The sequence below is a fragment of the Streptomyces sp. NBC_01013 genome, assembly GCF_045162765.1.
GTDB lineage: Bacteria > Actinomycetota > Actinomycetes > Streptomycetales > Streptomycetaceae > Streptomyces.
The window spans coordinates 6,979,627-6,997,444 of record NZ_CP108687.1 but is presented as its reverse complement, the minus strand read 5'-3'; the positions used below and the strand labels follow the sequence as shown (position 1 = coordinate 6,997,444).

Here is a 17,818-nt window from a genome sequence, read left to right as displayed (position 1 = left end):
GGGCACGGTCGGTGCGAGGCGGGCGATCAGCTCCAGCTGGCGTGCAGCGGCTTGCCCTCCGCGTACCCGGCGGCACTCTGCACGCCGACGACCGCCTTCTCGGCGAACTCCGCGAGGGAGCCCGCACCGGCGTAGGTGCAGGAGGAACGGACGCCCGCGATGATCGAGTCGACCAGGTCCTCGACGCCGGGGCGGGAGGGGTCCAGGAACATCCGCGAGGTGGAGATCCCCTCCTCGAAGAGCGCCTTGCGGGCCCGGTCGTACGCCGACTCGTCGGATGTGCGGTTCTTCACGGCGCGCGCGGACGCCATGCCGAAGGACTCCTTGTAGAAGCGACCGTCGGCGGACTGCTGGAGGTCGCCGGGCGACTCGTACGTCCCGGCGAACCAGGAGCCGATCATCACGTTGGAGGCACCGGCGGCGAGCGCCATGGCCACGTCGCGCGGGTGGCGGACACCCCCGTCGGCCCACACGTGCTTCCCGTACTTCTTCGCCTCGGCGGCGCACTCCAGGACGGCGGAGAACTGCGGCCGGCCCACGCCCGTCATCATCCGGGTGGTACACATGGCGCCGGGCCCGACACCGACCTTGATGATGTCCGCGCCGGCCTCGATGAGGTCGCGCACACCCTCGGCGGCGACGATGTTGCCTGCGACGATCGGCACCTGCGGATCCAGTGCCCGGACGGCACGCACCGCGCTGATCATGGACTCCTGGTGGCCGTGCGCGGTGTCGACGACGAGCGTGTCGGCGCCGGCGTCGAGGAGCTGCTTGGCCTTGCCCGCGACATCGCCGTTGATCCCGACGGCGGCCGCGATGCGCAGCCTGCCCGCCCCGTCGGTGGCGGGCGTGTAGAGAGTGGCGCGCAGTGCGGCCTTACGGGTGAGGATGCCGACGAGCCGGCCGTCCGCGTCGACCGCGGGGGCGAGCTTGCGGTTGGCGCCGTCGAGCTTGTTGAAGGCGTCACGCGGGTCGATGTCCGCGTCCAGCAGCACCAGGTCCTTCGACATGACCTCGGAGAGCTGGGTGAAGCGGTCGACGCCGGTCAGGTCGTGGTCGGTGACCACGCCGACGGGGCGCTGCTCACCGTCGACGACCACCCCGGCGCCGTGGGCGCGCTTGGGCAGCAGGGACAGGGCGTCGGCGACCGTCTGGCCGGGGGCCAGCACGATGGGGGTGTCGAGCACGAGGTGGCGCGTCTTCACCCAGCTGATGACCTCGGTGACGACCTCGATCGGGATGTCCTGCGGGATGACGACGAGCCCACCGCGACGGGCGATGGTTTCGGCCATCCGGCGGCCCGCGATGGCCGTCATGTTCGCGACGACGAGCGGGATGGTGGTGCCGGTGCCGTCGGGCGAGGACAGGTCGACCCCTTGACGGGATCCGACCGCCGACCTGCCCGGGACCATGAAGACGTCGTCGTACGTGAGGTCGTACGGGACGGAGGGGGACTCTGTGTATCGACCGGTGCCGGGCTCAAGAAAACGCATAACACTCATGTTTTCATACGAAATGGCGCAGGTCGCTTCCACGAAGACACAGCAAATGACTCCCGCGTTCGTATGTTCCTCCGAGGAACAGGTCGGGAGTCCCGGGCAAGTGGAACCTGCCTTGCCCACGGACCCTACCCGACGGGTGCCCGAACCATTCGTGATCACCTTCTCTGGACCTGGTGACTTGGGGTCAGGTAGCTTCAAACGCGCAGGTCCCGCGGGTCACACGACGCCCCGGAGCATCAAGGTGGTGCGGCCGCAACTCCCGCCGCACACATGACCGGAGAGGATGACGACCCGCCCGTGGAGCATGAACTGCCGGACATCTACTGCCCGTTCCCCCAGCGGACGAATCCGCACGTCGGGCACGTAAGGGAGCATCTCGACAGCTGGACCCGCAACACCGGTCTGGTGCACCGGGATTCAGCCAGGGATCGCTTCGAGCAGGCGGACTTCGGCGCCTTCGTCGGCATGGTGTATCCGACCGCCGACAGCAAGAACCTGGACCTCGTCGCCGACTGGTTCGTCTGGCTGTTCCTCGTCGACGACCAGCTCGACGACGGGCATCTGGGCCGCAGCCCGGACCGGGTACGCGACGTCGTCGCCCTGATGCAGTCCGTGGTCGAGGGCGCCGGCACGGGCACCCTGGCCAACGAGCGGCTGCCGGCCGCGGTCGTCGCCCTGACGGACCTGTGGGAACGCACCACGCCGGCCGCCGCCGCGCACTGGCGGCGGCGCTTCGCCTGGCACCTGATCACGTACCTCAGGACGGCCACCACCTGGGAGGCCGGCAACCGTGCGGACGGCGTGGTTCCGTCCGAGGCGACGTACATCGAGAAGCGCCGCCACACGGGCGCGATACACGTCTGCATGGATTTGATAGAGATCGTGGCCGGCATCGAGGCGCCCGAGTCGATCCACAACGATCCGCGCTTCATCACCGCGCTCGAAGCGTCGTGCAACGTCGTGTGCTGGGCGAACGACGTGTACTCGTACGAGAAGGAACAGGTGCTCGGCGAGATCCACAACCTCGTCCACCTCGTGCGCCACCACCGCGGTCTCGGCAAGCAGCAGGCACTGGAACACGTCTGCGCGGAGATTGCCACGGAGACCGAGCGCTTCCTGACCGCGGAGGCCGAGCTGCTGAGCGTCTACCCGCAGCTCACCCGGATGCTGGAGCCGTATCTGGACGGGATGCGGAGCTGGATGCGCGGCAACCTCGACTGGTCCCGGCAGACGCCGCGCTACAACCCGGCCGACGTCAGCCAGTACAAGGAGCCGGAGCAGTATCTGGAGTCCACGGTCCTGGGCGTCGGGCGGGACTGACGGGCCCGGCGGGACGTGGAGGAGGGGCGGGCGGTGTCAGCACCGCCCGCCCCTCCTCCACGTCCCGGCTCAGTCCCCGTCGGGGTCGGCCCGCTCCAGTGCGGGGCGGCGCGGCGCGGCGGAGTCCGTCAGCAGGTAGTCGGCCGCGGCGGTGTCCGTCACCAGGCTGGTGACGAGACCGGACCGCAGTACGGCCCCGATCGCCGCGGCCTTGCGCTGACCGCCGGCGATAGCCACCACTTCGGGGATCCGGCGCAGCCGGTCCGCCTCGACCGTGATGCAGCGCTCGCCCAGGTCGCGGCCGACCCGCCGCCCGTCCGAGTCGAAGAGGTGCGCCGACATCTCGGCGGCCACACCGAGCGAGGCGTAGTGCTCGCGCTCAGCGTCGGAGAGCATGTCGTGGACCGTGGAGATCCCGGGCTCCCACGAACCGATGGAGACGGCCGCGACCGTCACCTTGTCGAAGTACTCGAAGGCCCGCGCGATGCCCGTCTGGTGGCGCAGCGCGGCGGCCGTCGCCGGGTCGGGAAGCAGCATCGGCGCGTAGATCGGGTGGGCCTCGCCGCCGGAGACCTGCGCGGCCCGCCGCACGGCCTCGACCGAGCCGCGCTCGGCCGTTCCCGCGTCGTACACCCCGGTGAGCTGCACGACGGTGCAAGGGGGCAGCCGGTCGAGGGCCGCCGCCATGTGGATGGTGGACCGTCCCCAGGCGAGCCCGAGCACATCGCCCTCGTTCACCAGTTCGCCGAGCAGGTCGGCCGCGACCTCGCCCAGGTTCTCCGGGTCGGCGGCATCGTCCTGTTCCTCCGCCGGGGACTCGACCACGACCGCATGGCGCAGCCCGTAGCGGGCGCGGAGCGCGTCGGAGCGCTCGGCGTCCAGCTCCGCGGGGACCCGGATCTCGATTCGTACGAGGTCACGTTCCAGAGCCGTCTCCAGGACCCGGGCCACCTTGAAGCGGCTGACGCCGAACTCCTCGGCGATCTGGATCTTGGATTTGCCCTCGAGGTAGAAGCGGCGGGCCATGGCCGCCGCCTGCACCAGCTCCGCGGGCCCCATCCGCAGGGCGGACCGGCCCGCCGACATTGCAGACACCGCGTTCTCCTCACTGCTGTTCACGCTCTCGATACGCCGTTCATCCTGTCAGATACGGCGATCCTTGATCGGTCCCGTCGGACCGCGTTCATCTGCACTTGGCCCATCCGACTTGCGACCGGGGACCGGAGCGGGTGCCTGCGCCGTCATCGGCGTCAGTGGCCGCACGCCCACCCCGCCGAGGCGATGGCACCCTCGGCCTTGGCGCGCAGTGCCCGGACGGCATCGGCCGGGTCCTTCGCGCCGTACACGGCGGAACCGGCGACGAACACGTCCGCGCCCGCCTCCGCGCACCGTTCGATCGTGGACTCGGAGACACCCCCGTCGACCTGGAGCCACAGTTCGAGGCCGTGCCTGGAGATCAGCTCACGGGTGCGGCGGATCTTCGGCAGCATGATGTCGAGGAAGGACTGACCCCCGAAGCCCGGCTCCACCGTCATGATCAGCAGCATGTCGAGCTCGGGGAGCAGGTCCTCGTACGGCTCGATGGGCGTCGCCGGCTTGAGTGCCATCGACGCGCGGGCGCCCTTGGCCCGGATCTCCCGCGCGAGCCGCACGGGGGCCGCCGCGGCCTCCGCGTGGAAGGTGACGGAGCCCGCCCCCGCCTCGACGTACTGCGGGGCCCAGCGGTCGGCGTCCTCGATCATCAGATGGCAGTCCAGCGGCGTGCTGGTGGCCCTGCTGAGCGATTCCACGATCGGGACGCCGAGCGTCAGATTGGGCACGAAGTGGTTGTCCATGACATCGACATGGAGCCAGTCCGCACCTTCGACGGCCTGTGCCTCCTCGGCGAGACGTGCGAAGTCGGCGGAAAGAATGCTGGGGTTGATCTGGGCCATGGGGTCAAGCCTGCCATGTTCCGGGGCAGTTCCCCGCTTCGGTGCGCTCCAAAGCCTCACGGGATCATTACAGTTCGCGCATTCCCTGCCTTTTCGCCCCCGGCCCGGCGTATCCGGGGTGCTCAGCCGGTGCGGCGCAGCAGGGCCAGGTACATCGCGTCCGTGCCGTGCAGGTGCGGCCAGAGCTGGACGTCCGGCCCGTCGCCCAGCGCGGGTACCCCTGGCATCAGCGGCCGGGCGTCCACCCACTCGGCTTCGACGGGCGCCCCGCCGCGGCCCTTGAGCACGTCCTCGACGACCACCCGGGTCTCGGCGAGATGCGGCGAGCACGTCGCGTATCCGACGACGCCGCCGATCCGTACGGCCTTCAGCGCCTCGCGCAGCAGTCCGCGCTGGAGGGGCGCGAAGCTCTCCAGGTCCTCCTTGCGACGGCGCCAGCGGGCCTCCGGCCGGCGGCGCAGCGCACCGAGGCCCGAGCACGGGACGTCCATGAGGATCCTGTCGAAGGTGTCGGGCAGCCACGGCGGGCGGGTGCCGTCGGCGGTGATCACCTGGTACGGGCCGGGGTTGCCGGCCAGCGAACGCTCGACGAGGCGGGCCCGGTGCGGCTGCTTCTCGGCGGCCAGCAGGGCGGCACCGCGACCGGCGGCGAGGGCCGCCAGCAGGGCGGCCTTGCCCCCGGGGCCGGCGCAGCCGTCGAGCCAGCGGGTGTCGCTGCCCTCCAGGGGGGCGTTGGCGAGGGCGGCGGCCACGAGCTGGCTGCCCTCGTCCTGGACACCGGCCCGGCCTTCCTGCACGGCGGTCAGGGCGCCGGGCTCGCCGCCCTCGGCCATCCGCACGGCGTAGGGGGACCAGCGGCCCGGCAGGCCGTTCTCCACGCCGAGGGCATCGAGCAGTTCATCGGTGGTGGAGCGGCCGGGGCGGGCGACCAGGGTGACCTCGGGCCGCTCGTTGTCGGCTTCGAGCAGGTCCTCGATCCCCGCGCGGCCACCGCCGAGCGCGTCCCAGAGGGCGGAGACGACCCAGCGCGGATGCGAGTGCACGATCGCGAGGTGGTCCTCGGCGTCGTCCTCGTACGAGGGGGCGACCTTCGCGACCCATGTGTCGAGGTCGTGGGCGGACACCTTGCGCAGGACGGCGTTGACGAACTTGGCACGCCCCTCGCCCAGCACGACCCGGGCCAGCTCCACGCTCGCGGAGACGGCGGCGTGGGTCGGGATGCGGGTGCCGAGCAGCTGGTGCACGCCCATGTTCAGGACGTCCAGGACGGGCGGGTCGACCTCGCGCAGCGGCCGGTCGATGCAGGCGGCCACGATCGCGTCGTACGTGCCTTGGCGGCGCAGCGTCCCGTAGACCAGCTCGGTCGCCAGCGCCGCGTCCCGGTTGTCGAAGTCGCCCTTGGCCCTGGCCTTCTTCAGGAGCGGGGGGAGGGCGAGGTTGGCGTACGCGTCGCGCTCGTCGACGGCCCTGAGGGCCTCGAAGGCGAGGAACCGGACCGGGTCCTTCTGCGGGCGGCGGTGCGGCTTGGCGGGACGGCGACGCGGCTGGTCGTTCACGTGAAAGGTGCTCCGCTGATGGTGAGGGGGCGAACCGCCCCAGCCTACGTCCCCGGCCCGCTCCGCCGGTCCGCGAAGACCGTCAGCTGCCCACGAGCTCACCCGGCACGATACGCACTCCGCGTGCCCAGTCCGCGGCGCGCATCGGCTTCTTGCCCTGCGGCTGGACCCAGAGCAGCTCGATCGCATGCGATCCGGTCCCCACGTACACGTTGTTCTTCGCCGCGGACAGCTCGCCGGGCGCCAGATCGGCCCGGTCCACGACGGGCACGGCCTGGATCAGCTTGAGGCGCTCCCCGCGGAAGAGGGTCCACGCACCGGGGGCCGGGGTGCAGCCGCGGACCACCCGGTCGACGCGCAGGGCGGGCGCCGACCACTGGACCTGAGCGTCCTCGACGGTGATCTTCGGTGCGAGGGTGATGCCCTCGGCAGGCTGCGGCACGGCGTGCAGGGTCCCGTCCTCGATGCCGTCCATCGTCGCGGCGAGCAGCCCGGCACCGGCGAAGGCCAGCCGGGTGAGCAGATCGCCGCTGGTGTCGGTGGGCCGAACCTCCTCGGTGAGGACGCCGTAGACCGGTCCGGAGTCGAGCCCCTCCTCGATGAGGAAGGTGGAGGCCCCCGTCACCTCGTCGCCCGCCATGACGGCGTGCTGGACGGGTGCGGCGCCGCGCCAGGCGGGCAGCAGTGAGAAGTGGAGGTTGACCCAGCCCCGCGCCGGGACGTCGAGCGCGGTCCTGGGCAGCAGCGCCCCGTAGGCGACGACGGGGCAGCAGTCCGGCGCGATCTCCCGGAGCCGGGCGAGGAAGTCCTCGTCCCGTGGCCTGGCCGGCTTGAGCACCTCGATGCCGGCCTCCTCCGCCCGCTCGGCGACGGGACTGGCCACCAGTCGGCGACCGCGTCCCGCGGGGGCGTCGGGCCTGGTCACGACCGCAGCCACCTCATGGCGACCGGAGGCGATCAGGGCGTCCAGTGCGGGTACGGCTACCTCGGGGGTGCCTGCGAAGACGAGCTTCATGGGTGGCTGACTGCCTCTCAGGCCGAAACGTTACGGTGACGAGCAACGCACCAGTCTATGGGCCCGGAGGCCGGAAGAGCGCTGGGGGGCGTACGCACGGCTGCGCGCCCCTTGCATGTGCGTGTACGCCCCCGGAGCGTGACCAGATCCCCCGGTGAGGCGTTGGTCAAGAGAGATTGACCGAAGCGAGCCGCCCTGGTGCGGCCCGATCCCTTTCAACGCCGGTTCGAGAGGCTTCTTCATGGCCGACCACGCAACCCACGACGCCCAAGCGCGGGCCAGCCTGCATCTCCTGGTGCGGGACATCGAGCGGGTTCGGCGGCAGGTGGACGCACTGCGCACACTCACCGCCCAACTGGGCAACGTCTACCGTCCGCGCCGCTCCGGCCCCTCCGCGGGCTTCGTCGTCTACGGCAGGGCCCCGGCCCCCACCGTCAGACTGGCCCAGGAACTGCGGGACAGCGTCGAGACCCTGGTGACCGCTGCGGTGGACTTCGACCGTTCGCTGGGCTTCTCCTGGGACGCGGTGGGCTCCGCCCTCGGAGTCACCAAGCAGGCTGTCCACCGCCGCTACGGTGCACGGCGCGCCGCTCCCCAGCCGGTGACGCCCGAGGGAGCGGCCGACGTCGTGACGCAGCGTCCGGTGCCGGCGCTCCCCGGGGCTTCCGCGGCGGCCCCGCTGCCCTCCGTCCCGGCGGCGCGTTCGATGCCCCCGCAGCCGACGGCGGAGCGCCCGCCGCTGCGCGAGGACCTGCGCCCGGGCGCCTTTCCGGGCCCGCGCAACGGCTGACCCTTCCCGGGCCCCGCACACCTGTGCCGGGCCCGGCCACATCGTCGGACGCGGGGCGGGGTGCTGTTGGTGTGGGGTTCCGTCCTCAATCGCCGGACGGGCTTGATGGTGCGGGTCCTCTGCGGGGTGCGCCCTTTCCGGGGCGCGGGGGTCCGTCCTCAATCGCCGGACAGGCTTGATGGTGCGGGTCCCCTGCGGGGTGCGCCCTTTCCGGGGCGCGGGGGTCCGTCCTCAATCGCCGGACGGGCTTGATGGTGCGGGTCCTCTGCGGGGTGCGCCCTTTCCGGGGCGCGGGGGTCCGTCCTCAATCGCCGGACGGGCTTGATGGTGCGGGTCCCCTGCGGGGTGCGCCCTTTCCGGGGCGCGGGGGTCCGTCCTCCATCGCCGGACAGGCTTGATGGTGCGGGTCCCCTGCGGGGTGCGCCACGTTGGGTGGGTGGGGGTGGTGCCCCTCCGGGCAGACTCCTCAAAAATGGCGTGTGCACCCGGCCACGTGAGGGACCCCGGTCGTACGCCATTTCTTGCGGGGACTGCCCTGCACGGCCCCACCCTGCATCACTCGCGAGTGCACACCGGCCGTACGACTGCCGCAGACGCACGGCGGCCGGTCCGGGGCCGTGCAGGGGAGTCCCCGCAGAACGACGAACAGATACCCGGGCACCGCTGCGTACCCGCCGAACGTTCGTCGTTCGAGGAGACGCCCCGGAGGGGCCACGGACCCCCACCACCGGGCCGAAGCGCCCCTACGGGGCACCCGCACCCCACCAAGCCCGTCCGGCGATTGAGGACGGAACCCCCCACCCCGGACCGGGGCGCAGCCAAAGCCCGGCGCAACGCCCCGCACGGGCACCCGCCCGTCCGGCGATTGAGGACGGAACCCCCCGCCCCGAACCCCGGCAACGCAACCAATCGCTACCCGATGTCCGGCGGGTCCACCCTGATCCGGACCGCGCCCCCGCCGCCCCCACGGGACATCCGTGCGGCCTGCGCTCCCTTCAGCGCGGCGGCCAGCGCCGCTCCGCTGCCCGGGGGCACCCTGATCAGGGCCCGCTCCCAGGCCTCGCCGACAGGTGCTTCGGAGGACCGGCGGGGCCGTCCGGGCTCGCCGCCCGGGACCGGCACGGGGCCGAGCACCTGGGCGTCCGGCGGCAGCTCCGCGGCGGCGAGGAACGTGGCGAGCGCCTCAGCCGTCCCCGTCACCGACGCCATCCGGGACACCGGCGGGAAGCCCAGCTCGGCCCGGTCCGCGAGTTCACGGCGGGCGTGTCCGACCGGGTCCCAGCGGACCAGTGCCTGCACGGGCCGCAGCGTGGGCTCGGCGACGATCACCACCGTGCCGCCCTCCGGCTGCCCCCGTACCAGTGCGGCGGCGGCCGTCCAGCGGCGCAGTGCCTCCTCGCCGGCCCGCAGGTCGGGGCGGCCGACCATCGCCCAGCCGTCCAGCAGCAGCGCCGCCGCGTATCCGCCTTCGGCGACCGGCTCGGCGCCCGGAGTACTGACCACCAGCGCGGGCTGGTCGGGCACCGAGTCCAGGATGTGGTCGCGGCCCGAGGTCCGCACCGGCACGGCGGGAAAGGCCCGGCCGAGCTCCTCCGCGGTCCTGCGGGCGCCGACGATCTGCGCCCGCAGCCGACGCGCGCCGCAGGCGACACAGTGCCAGGACGTCTCGGCGCGACCGCACCAGGCGCAGTTCAGATCCTGCTGGTCGGGTGCCTCAAGGGGCCCGGCACAGTGCCGGCACCGTGCGGGCTCCCGGCAGCGCTCGCAGGCCAGCCGGGGGGCGTAGCCGCGGCGCGGCACCTGCACCAGCACCGGTCCGGTGCGCAGTCCGTCGCGCACGGTCTGCCAGGCGAGGCTCGGCAGCCGGGCCTGACGGGCGGCGCCGTCCCGTGCCAGCTCGCCGTCTCCGACGGTGCGGACCAGGGGCGCAGCCAGCCGCAGCTGTTCCCGCTCCGCGCGCAGCGGCAGTGCCCAGCCGCTCTCCACCAGTTGCGCCGCCTCCACGGTGCAGCTCGTGCCGCCGAGCAGAAAGGCGCACCGGCCGTGCGCGGCCCGCAGTTCCAGCACCTCGCGGACGTGCGGGAAGGGGGCGTTGTCATCGCTGTGGCTGGAGTCCCCGTCGTCCCAGATCGCGACCAGGCCGAGATCGGCGACGGGGGCGAACATCGCGGCCCGGGTCCCGACGACGGCCCGGACGGATCCGCGGCTCACGGCAAGCCACTCCCGGTAGCGCTTCTCGGGCCCCGAGCCGGCCGTCAGAGTCGCATGACGGTCCTCCCCCAGCAGCCCGGTCAGGGCCGCGTCGACGCGGCCGGCGGTCCGCCCGTCGGGGACGACGACCAGCGCGCCGCGGCCCGAGGCGAGGGTCGCGGCCACGGCGGCGGCGATCTCCTGCGGCCAATGCGGCCCGGGCAGGGCGGTCCACACGGCTCTGGGCGCTCCACCCTCGGCCAGCGCGGACAGGAAGGCGGGGCCCTGCGCGTACCGCTGCCAGGTACCGGGGGCCGGCGGCGGGGGCGGCGGCAGCGGGTCCGGCGACGGCTTGGCCTCGGCCCGGGCGTTCCTCGGCGGCACCGCCAGCTGGAGGACGTCCGCGAGGCTGCCCGCGTACCGGTCGGCGACGGCCCGGGCGAGTCCGAGCAGCTCCGGGCCCAGGACGCGTTCGGGCGAGACGACGGAAGCGAGCGCGGCCAGCGCCCCGCTGTAGTCGGACTCGGCCAGCCGCTCGACGAGGAAGCCGTCGATGAGGCCGCCGCCCTCGCGGCGGCCTCCCCGGACGTTGCGCCCCCCGGCCCCGAAGCGCACCCGCACCCGCACGCCGGGTTGCGCCTGGGCGTCGAGCTCCTCGGGCACGGCGTAGTCGAAGTACTGGTCGAGGTGGAGCGCCCCCTTGTTGACCAGCACGCGGGCGACGGGAAGCTCCTTGGCGAGCGCGGCCCCGCGCCAGGTCCGCGGCTTGGCGCGCGGCACGTCGGCCCGGCGCACGGTCTCCCGGATCAGCGCAAGCTGTTCCGGTGTCCCGGCACCGGGCTCGTCGGACCGCTTGTCGTCGCTGCTCACAGCCAAATTCCTACCAGACACCACTGACAACCGAGGCCGCCGGTCAGCGGCGGCCGGGAGGACGGACCGGCCGTACCTGGACACGAACGCGCCGGAGCCCGGACACCATGACGGCATCCGGGCTCCGGCATACGTACGACGCCCCGGGAGGGGCGGCCGGCAGGTCTGGGGCGGGTTTCGGAAGTAGCGCCGTCCGCCCGGAAGGGCGGGGGCAGGCGGGACTTCCGAAACGCGCCCTACAGGCCCGCGGCCTTGCGCAGCGCGTCCACGCGGTCGGTGCGCTCCCACGTGAAGTCGGGGAGCTCACGGCCGAAGTGGCCGTACGCGGCGGTCTGGGCGTAGATCGGACGCAGCAGGTCGAGGTCGCGGATGATCGCGGCCGGGCGGAGGTCGAAGACCTCGCCGATGGCGTGCTCGATCTTCTCGGTCTCGATCGAGGCGGTGCCGAAGGTCTCGACGAAGAGGCCGACCGGCTCGGCCTTGCCGATCGCGTAGGCGACCTGCACCTCGCACCGGGCCGCGAGGCCCGCCGCGACGACGTTCTTGGCGACCCAGCGCATCGCGTACGCGGCCGAACGGTCCACCTTCGACGGGTCCTTGCCCGAGAAGGCGCCGCCACCGTGGCGGGCCATGCCGCCGTAGGTGTCGATGATGATCTTGCGACCGGTCAGGCCGGCGTCGCCCATCGGGCCGCCGATCTCGAAACGACCGGTCGGGTTGACCAGCAGGCGGTAGCCGTCGGTGTCGAGCTTGATGCCGTCCTCGATCAGCTGGTTCAGGACGTGCTCGACGACGAACTCGCGGATGTCGGGAGCGAGCAGCGAGTCGAGGTCGATGTCGGAGGCGTGCTGCGAGGAGACGACGACCGTGTCGAGACGGACGGCCTTGTCGCCGTCGTACTCGATGGTGACCTGGGTCTTGCCGTCGGGTCGCAGGTACGGGATCGTCCCGTTCTTGCGGACCTCCGACAGCCTGCGCGACAGCCGGTGCGCGAGGTGGATGGGCAGCGGCATCAGCTCGGGCGTCTCGTCGCAGGCGTAGCCGAACATGAGGCCCTGGTCGCCGGCCCCCTGCTTGTCGAGTTCGTCCTCGTCGCCTTCGACGCGCTTCTCGTACGCGGTGTCGACGCCCTGCGCGATGTCGGGCGACTGCGCGCCGATGGACACCGAGACACCGCAGGAGGCGCCGTCGAAGCCCTTCTTCGAGGAGTCGTAGCCGATCTCGAGGATCTTGTCGCGCACGAGCTGTGCGATCGGGGCGTAGGCCTTGGTCGTGACCTCACCCGCAACATGCACCAGACCTGTGGTGATCAAGGTCTCGACGGCGACACGCGACGTCGGGTCCTCACGGAGGAGTGCATCGAGAATGGTGTCGCTGATCTGGTCAGCGATCTTGTCGGGGTGACCCTCGGTGACGGACTCCGAGGTGAAGAGACGGCGGGACACATCGCTCCCTGGGGTTGCAGCGGCTGCTGGCTGATCATTTGGCGGACGGCCCGGGAGCTGCGCCCGGTACGAACCTGGACCAGTTTATCGGTCGGCTCCGGCTGCCGGACAACGTGTCTCGCCCTTTGGGAGATCTGTGACATGCCCCACCGCCACCCGGAGGCCCCGCAATCTCCGCCCCCGCGCCCGCCGCGCCCGTGTCGCAAGGGGTCGGACGACCGGGGCGACGACACGAGAAATTCACCCCAGACGCGCCGACACGAGATCCCAGACCGTGTCGGCGAGCGCCTCCTTGGGCCCGTACGGCACCGGAGTCTCGCTCCCGTCGGCCGCGAGCACGACCGCTTCGTTCTCCTCCGAGCCGAAGGTCTTGCGCTCCCCCACCTCGTTGACCACCAGGAGGTCGCAGCCCTTGCGCCGGAGCTTCACCCGCCCGTTGGCGAGGACGTCGTCGGTCTCGGCGGCGAATCCGACGACGATCTGCCCGGGCGCGGCGCGGTCGGCCGCCACCTCGGCGAGGATGTCGGGATTGCGCACGAGGGCGAGCGGCGCGGGCTCCTGGCCGTCCTTCTTCTTGATCTTCCCCGTCATGTACTCGGCGGGGCGGAAGTCGGCGACGGCCGCCGCCATCACGACGACGTCGGCGTCCGCCGCCGCTTTCAGCACGGCCTCGCGCAGTTGCACCGCGGTGCCGACGCGGACGATGTCGGCACCGGAAGGATCGGGCAGTCCGGTGTTGGCCTCGACGAGTGTGACCCGGGCGCCCCGGGCTACGGCGGTGCGGGCGAGTGCGTATCCCTGCTTGCCGGAGGAGCGGTTGCCGAGGTACCGGACCGGGTCGAGCGGTTCACGGGTGCCGCCCGCGCTGATCACCACGTGCCGGCCGGCGAGGTCGGGGGCGACGGGGCCGCGGGACAGGACGCGGCGGCAGACCTCGAAGATCTCCGCCGGGTCGGGGAGCCTGCCCTTGCCGGTGTCGACGCCGGTGAGGCGTCCGACGGCGGGCTCGATGACGACGGCGCCCCGGCGCCGCAGGGTGGCGACGTTCTCCTGGGTGGCCGGGTGCTCCCACATCTCGGTGTGCATGGCGGGCGCGAAGACGACCGGACAGCGGGCGGTGAGCAGGGTGTTGGTGAGCAGGTCGTCGGCCAGGCCGTGGGCCGCCTTGGCCAGCATGTCAGCGGTGGCGGGGGCGACGACGACGAGGTCGGCGTGCTGTCCGATCCGCACGTGCGGGACCTCGTGGACGTCGTTCCAGACCTCGGTGGAGACCGGGTGGCCGGAGAGCGCCGACCAGGTGGCGGCCCCCACGAAGTGGAGCGACGACTCGGTCGGGACGACCCGTACGTCATGACCCGACTCCGTCAGCCTGCGCAGCAGCTCGCACGCCTTGTACGCGGCGATGCCCCCGCTGACCCCCAGGACGACCTTCGGCTTGTCCACTGCGTCTCCCCGCACTCGGATACGTACGCGCTCCGTACGTCCCCCATGCTGCCTCACCGCCGCGGGCGCGTGTCCGTCGCCCCGGGCACGCCACAGGCCCGGCGGTCGTGACCGCCGGGCCTGTGGTGAAGTGCGATTTCCTGCTTACTGCGCGGGGCCCTCGATGGCCTCGGAGGTGAGCAGGCCCGCGTTGATCTCGCGGAGCGCGATCGAAAGCGGCTTCTCGTGGACGTGGGTGTCGACGAGCGGACCGACGTACTCGAGGAGTCCCTCACCGAGCTGCGAGTAGTACGCGTTGATCTGGCGCGCGCGCTTGGCGGCGTAGATCACGAGGCTGTACTTCGAGTCGGTTGCTTCGAGGAGCTCATCAATCGGCGGGTTGATGATGCCCTCGGGCGTGGTGATGGAAGAGGACACTCTCTGCCTTCCGAAGGGGGTGAAGATCAAAGAAATCTTTGACAGTCAGGGGCTTTGTGGCCGGTGCCCCCGTGTCGGTGCGTTCACTGGCCGCCGGCACGGTGGCCGGAAGCCTCCAGCATCAAGGTTAGCAGCTCACGTGCCACGTCCTCGACGGAGGTGTTGACGAGCGTCGTATCGAACTCGGATTCGGCAGCGAGTTCGACCTTCGCCGCGCCGAGCCGGCGCTCGATCACCTCCGGCGCCTCGGTGCCGCGGCCGGTGAGCCGGCGCACCAGCTCGTCCCAGCTCGGCGGCGCGAGGAAGACCAGCTGGGCGTCCGCCATGGACTGCCGGACCAGCCGGGCGCCCTGGAGGTCGATCTCCAGCAGCACCGGCTCACCGGCCTCCAGCCGCTCCTGCACGGCACGGCGCGGCGTGCCGTAGCGGTTGCCGGCGAACTCGGCCCACTCCAGCAGCTCGCCGTTGGCGATCAGCTTGTCGAACTCCTCGTTCTCCACGAAGAAGTAGTGGACACCGTTGCGCTCGCCGGGGCGGGGCTTGCGGGTCGTCGCCGAAACCGAGAGCCATACCTCGGGGTGGACCTTGCGCATATGCGCGACGACCGTGCTCTTGCCGACCCCCGAGGGGCCGGAGAGCACGGTCAGCCGCGGACGTACGTCCGGGGGTACGGGGGACGTCCCCCGGGATGTTGCAACCATGGAGCGATTATCCCGGTTCTCAGGAGTGCCTGAGACCGTCAGGCGGGACTGCCGCCGAACTCACGCTCCAGGGATGCGATCTGGTTGGAGCCGAGACCCCGGACCCGGCGGCTCTCGGAGATGCCGAGCCGCTCCATGATCTGCTTGGCGCGGACCTTGCCCACGCCGGGCAGGGACTCCAGCAGGGCGGAGACCTTCATCTTGCCGATGACGTCGTTCTCCTGGCCCGACTTGATGACCTCATGGAGGGAGGCGCCGGAGTGCTTGAGTCGATTCTTGACCTCGGCCCGCTCCCGGCGAGCCGCGGCGGCCTTTTCGAGCGCGGCTGCGCGCTGTTCAGGGGTAAGGGGCGGAAGAGCCACGCCTACGTCACCTCGGATGTCGATCTGTCGGATACGGACCGGTGAGGCAGCTGGTTCGCCCCTCACCTGGTGAGCCGCGAACAACCTGTGCTCGTTGGCTCTCGACGGAGACTAGCGGCCAGGGCCGCCGGAGTCAGCGAGAACGGACTAAAAGTCCTGGTCAGCCTTAGCCGACCAGGACATTCCTGGCATAACACCTGAGTTTTTTGGTCAGGATTCCGTCAACAGCCTGTTACGTGGCAGTGTCAGCCGTCCGAGACGGCCGCGCGGACCTCGTCCGCGAACCGTTCGGCGGCTTCGCGCAGCCCTGACGCGTCCGGACCGTGGCGCAGCACGCCCCGGCTCACGCTCGGCACCACATTGCCGACCGCGTCGCCGAAGACACCCGGAAGATCCGCGGGCGTGGCGCCCTGGGCGCCGATGCCGGGCGCGAGCAGCGGCCCGTTGATCGCGAGGTTCGCCGCGGCGTCGCCGAGCGTCGCTCCCACCACCGCACCGACCGAGCCGAGCGGGGTGATCCCGTCGTTCTCCGCGGCCATGTGGTCGAGCATCACCTGGGCCAGCGAACGCCCGTCGGCCGCGGTGGCGCGCTGCACCTCGGCCCCCTCCGGGTTGGAGGTGAGGGCCAGCACGAACACGCCCGAACCGGAGATCGCGGCGGCGTCGAGCGCCGGCCGCAGCGAGCCGAAGCCGAGGTACGGCGAGACCGTGACCGCGTCCGAGAACAGCGGCGAGTCCTTGTCCAGGTAGGTCGCGGCGTAGGCGCCCATGGTGGAGCCGATGTCACCGCGCTTGGCGTCCATCAGTACCAGCGCACCGGCTGCCCTGGCCTCCTCGACGGCCTTCTCCAGCACGGCGACGCCGCGCGAGCCGAAGCGCTCGAAGAACGCGGACTGCGGCTTGAGGACGGCGACCCGGTCGGCCAGTGCCTCGACGACCGTGCGGGTGAAGCGCTCCAGGCCCGCGATGTCGTCGCCGAGCCCCCAGGAGCTCAGCAGGGACGCGTGCGGGTCGATGCCGACGCAGAGCGGTCCCCGGCTGTCCATGGCGTGGCGCAGACGCGCGCCGAAGGGTTCCTGGGTCATCGGGCGGCCTTCCGGGTTTCCGCGCCGACCGCGTCGGCGAGGGTGGCGTACGGGGAAGCGGCCAGGCGCGCGGCCAGGCCCTTGTGGATCGCGCGGGCGTAGAACGGGCCCTCGTAGATGAAGGCGCTGTACCCCTGGACGAGCGTGGCGCCCGCGAGGATGCGCTGCCAGGCGTCCTCCGCGTTCTCGATGCCGCCGACGCCCACGAGCGTGATCCGGTCGCCCACGCGCGCGTACAGGCGGCCCAGGACCTCCAGGGAGCGCTCCTTGAGGGGCGCGCCGGACAGTCCGCCGGTCTCCTCGACCAGAGAGGACGGGGACTTCAGGCCCAGGCCCTCGCGGGCGATGGTGGTGTTGGTGGCGATGATGCCGTCCAGGCCCAGTTCGACGGCGAGGTCGGCCACGGCGTCGACGTCCTCGTCCGCGAGGTCGGGGGCGATCTTGACGAGCAGCGGGACCCGGCGGTCGGTGACGGTCCGGTCGGCCGCCTCGCGCACGGCGGTCAGCAGCGGGCGCAGCGACTCGGTGGCCTGGAGGTTGCGCAGTCCCGGGGTGTTGGGCGAGGAGACGTTGACGACGAGGTAGTCGGCGTGCGCGGCGAGGCGCTCGGTGGACTTCACGTAGTCGGCGGCCGCGTCGGCCTCGGGGACGACCTTCGTCTTGCCGATGTTGACGCCCACGGTGGTCCGGAAGACCGGGTTGCGGGCGGCCAGGCGTTCGGCGACGGCGGCCGAACCCTCGTTGTTGAAGCCCATGCGGTTGATCAGCGCGCGGTCCGCGACGAGGCGGAACAGGCGTTTCTTCGGGTTGCCGGGCTGCGGCTCTCCGGTCACGGTGCCGATCTCGACGTGGTCGAAGCCGAGCATCGCCATGCCGTCGATGGCGATGGCGTTCTTGTCGAAGCCGGCGGCGAGGCCGAAGGGGCCGTGCATCCGCAGGCCGAGGGCCTCTGTGCGCAGCTCCTTGTGGCGGGGGGCGAGCGCGGCCGCGACGAACGTACGCAGGACGGGGGTGCGGGCGGCGAGGCGGATCCAGCGGAAGGCCAGGTAGTGGGCCTGCTCGGGGTCCATCCGCTGGAAGACGAGCTGGAAGAAGAACTTGTACATCGGGGGTGTCCTCGGTGTTCTCACGGAGCTTCGGGGTCGCGCATCGTGGTTCTCACGCAGCGGCGGTGTCGCGCACGGGTGT

15 protein-coding genes are annotated in these 17,818 nt (G+C 71.8%); 2 read left to right on the top strand and 13 right to left on the bottom strand.

Going from position 1 to position 17,818, the window contains the following annotated elements:
- Nucleotides 1–26 precede the first annotated feature (26 nt).
- On the bottom strand, nt 27–1,493 hold the full coding sequence (locus OG538_RS30570; protein ID WP_406098662.1) for a GuaB1 family IMP dehydrogenase-related protein: 1,467 nt from the start codon (nt 1,491–1,493) through the stop codon (nt 27–29).
- Between the two features lie 306 nt (nt 1,494–1,799).
- Between OG538_RS30570 and OG538_RS30565 the strand changes: the two genes are divergently transcribed.
- Entirely contained in the window at nt 1,800–2,822 is a 1,023-nt protein-coding gene (locus OG538_RS30565; protein ID WP_406100372.1) for a terpene cyclase, read from the top strand.
- 69 nt (nt 2,823–2,891) lie between these two features.
- Here the strand turns inward: OG538_RS30565 and OG538_RS30560 are convergent, their stop codons facing one another.
- The 4 genes from OG538_RS30560 to fmt all read right to left on the bottom strand — a co-directional run bounded on the left by OG538_RS30560 (nt 2,892) and on the right by fmt (nt 7,327).
- Nucleotides 2,892–3,908 carry a sugar-binding transcriptional regulator gene (locus OG538_RS30560; RefSeq protein ID WP_406100371.1) on the bottom strand — a complete coding sequence of 339 codons (1,017 nt, stop codon included), beginning with the start codon at nt 3,906–3,908 and terminating at the stop codon, nt 2,892–2,894.
- Nucleotides 3,909–4,072: 164 nt separating this feature from the next.
- Nucleotides 4,073–4,756, bottom strand: a complete 684-nt coding sequence (gene rpe, locus OG538_RS30555; RefSeq protein ID WP_328892877.1) for a ribulose-phosphate 3-epimerase — start codon at nt 4,754–4,756, stop codon at nt 4,073–4,075.
- 122 nt (nt 4,757–4,878) lie between these two features.
- Nucleotides 4,879–6,312 (bottom strand): RsmB/NOP family class I SAM-dependent RNA methyltransferase, encoded by a 1,434-nt coding sequence (locus OG538_RS30550; protein WP_406098661.1) that lies wholly within the window; start codon nt 6,310–6,312, stop codon nt 4,879–4,881.
- Nucleotides 6,313–6,394: 82 nt separating this feature from the next.
- Nucleotides 6,395–7,327, bottom strand: coding sequence for a methionyl-tRNA formyltransferase (gene fmt, locus OG538_RS30545; protein WP_406098660.1), 933 nt, complete (start codon nt 7,325–7,327; stop codon nt 6,395–6,397).
- A gap of 241 nt (nt 7,328–7,568) precedes the next feature.
- Between fmt and OG538_RS30540 the strand changes: the two genes are divergently transcribed.
- A complete protein-coding gene (locus OG538_RS30540) occupies nt 7,569–8,117 on the top strand; it encodes a hypothetical protein (protein WP_406098659.1) in 549 nt (182 codons plus the stop codon).
- Between the two features lie 912 nt (nt 8,118–9,029).
- Here the strand turns inward: OG538_RS30540 and OG538_RS30535 are convergent.
- From OG538_RS30535 to OG538_RS30500, 8 genes are all read right to left on the bottom strand, one after another.
- Complete coding sequence (locus OG538_RS30535) at nt 9,030–11,177, bottom strand: primosomal protein N' (protein WP_406098658.1); 2,148 nt, start codon at nt 11,175–11,177, stop codon at nt 9,030–9,032.
- A gap of 236 nt (nt 11,178–11,413) precedes the next feature.
- A complete protein-coding gene (gene metK, locus OG538_RS30530; RefSeq protein ID WP_406098657.1) occupies nt 11,414–12,622 on the bottom strand; it encodes a methionine adenosyltransferase in 1,209 nt (402 codons plus the stop codon).
- Between the two features lie 240 nt (nt 12,623–12,862).
- Nucleotides 12,863–14,065, bottom strand: a complete 1,203-nt coding sequence (coaBC, locus tag OG538_RS30525; RefSeq protein WP_406098656.1) for a bifunctional phosphopantothenoylcysteine decarboxylase/phosphopantothenate--cysteine ligase CoaBC — start codon at nt 14,063–14,065, stop codon at nt 12,863–12,865.
- A 144-nt stretch (nt 14,066–14,209) separates the two neighbouring features.
- On the bottom strand, nt 14,210–14,482 hold the full coding sequence (rpoZ, locus tag OG538_RS30520; protein WP_003970369.1) for a DNA-directed RNA polymerase subunit omega: 273 nt from the start codon (nt 14,480–14,482) through the stop codon (nt 14,210–14,212).
- A gap of 83 nt (nt 14,483–14,565) precedes the next feature.
- Nucleotides 14,566–15,183 carry a guanylate kinase gene (gene gmk / locus OG538_RS30515; RefSeq protein WP_406098655.1) on the bottom strand — a complete coding sequence of 206 codons (618 nt, stop codon included), beginning with the start codon at nt 15,181–15,183 and terminating at the stop codon, nt 14,566–14,568.
- A gap of 38 nt (nt 15,184–15,221) precedes the next feature.
- The gene (locus OG538_RS30510; RefSeq protein ID WP_024490957.1) at nt 15,222–15,545 is read right to left on the bottom strand and encodes an integration host factor; all 324 of its coding nucleotides are present in this window, start codon (nt 15,543–15,545) and stop codon (nt 15,222–15,224) included.
- A 245-nt stretch (nt 15,546–15,790) separates the two neighbouring features.
- Complete coding sequence (pyrF, locus tag OG538_RS30505; RefSeq protein ID WP_406098654.1) at nt 15,791–16,630, bottom strand: orotidine-5'-phosphate decarboxylase; 840 nt, start codon at nt 16,628–16,630, stop codon at nt 15,791–15,793.
- The gene (locus tag OG538_RS30500; RefSeq protein WP_406098653.1) at nt 16,627–17,736 is read right to left on the bottom strand and encodes a quinone-dependent dihydroorotate dehydrogenase; all 1,110 of its coding nucleotides are present in this window, start codon (nt 17,734–17,736) and stop codon (nt 16,627–16,629) included. The genes pyrF and OG538_RS30500 overlap by 4 nt, the downstream gene beginning before the upstream one ends.
- Nucleotides 17,737–17,818: the final 82 nt, after the last annotated feature.

What these genes read in the sequence shown, in the direction of transcription:
- OG538_RS30570 (WP_406098662.1), bottom strand. Translation starts at nt 1,493, where the DNA reads ATGCGTTTTCTTGAGCCCGGCACCGGTCGATACACAGAGTCCCCCTCC.
- OG538_RS30560 (WP_406100371.1), bottom strand. Translation starts at nt 3,908, where the DNA reads ATGTCGGCGGGCCGGTCCGCCCTGCGGATGGGGCCCGCGGAGCTGGTG.
- rpe (WP_328892877.1), bottom strand. Translation starts at nt 4,756, where the DNA reads ATGGCCCAGATCAACCCCAGCATTCTTTCCGCCGACTTCGCACGTCTC.
- fmt (WP_406098660.1), bottom strand. Translation starts at nt 7,327, where the DNA reads ATGAAGCTCGTCTTCGCAGGCACCCCCGAGGTAGCCGTACCCGCACTG.
- OG538_RS30540 (WP_406098659.1), top strand. Translation starts at nt 7,569, where the DNA reads ATGGCCGACCACGCAACCCACGACGCCCAAGCGCGGGCCAGCCTGCAT.
- gmk (WP_406098655.1), bottom strand. Translation starts at nt 15,183, where the DNA reads ATGGTTGCAACATCCCGGGGGACGTCCCCCGTACCCCCGGACGTACGT.
- pyrF (WP_406098654.1), bottom strand. Translation starts at nt 16,630, where the DNA reads ATGACCCAGGAACCCTTCGGCGCGCGTCTGCGCCACGCCATGGACAGC.
- OG538_RS30500 (WP_406098653.1), bottom strand. Translation starts at nt 17,736, where the DNA reads ATGTACAAGTTCTTCTTCCAGCTCGTCTTCCAGCGGATGGACCCCGAG.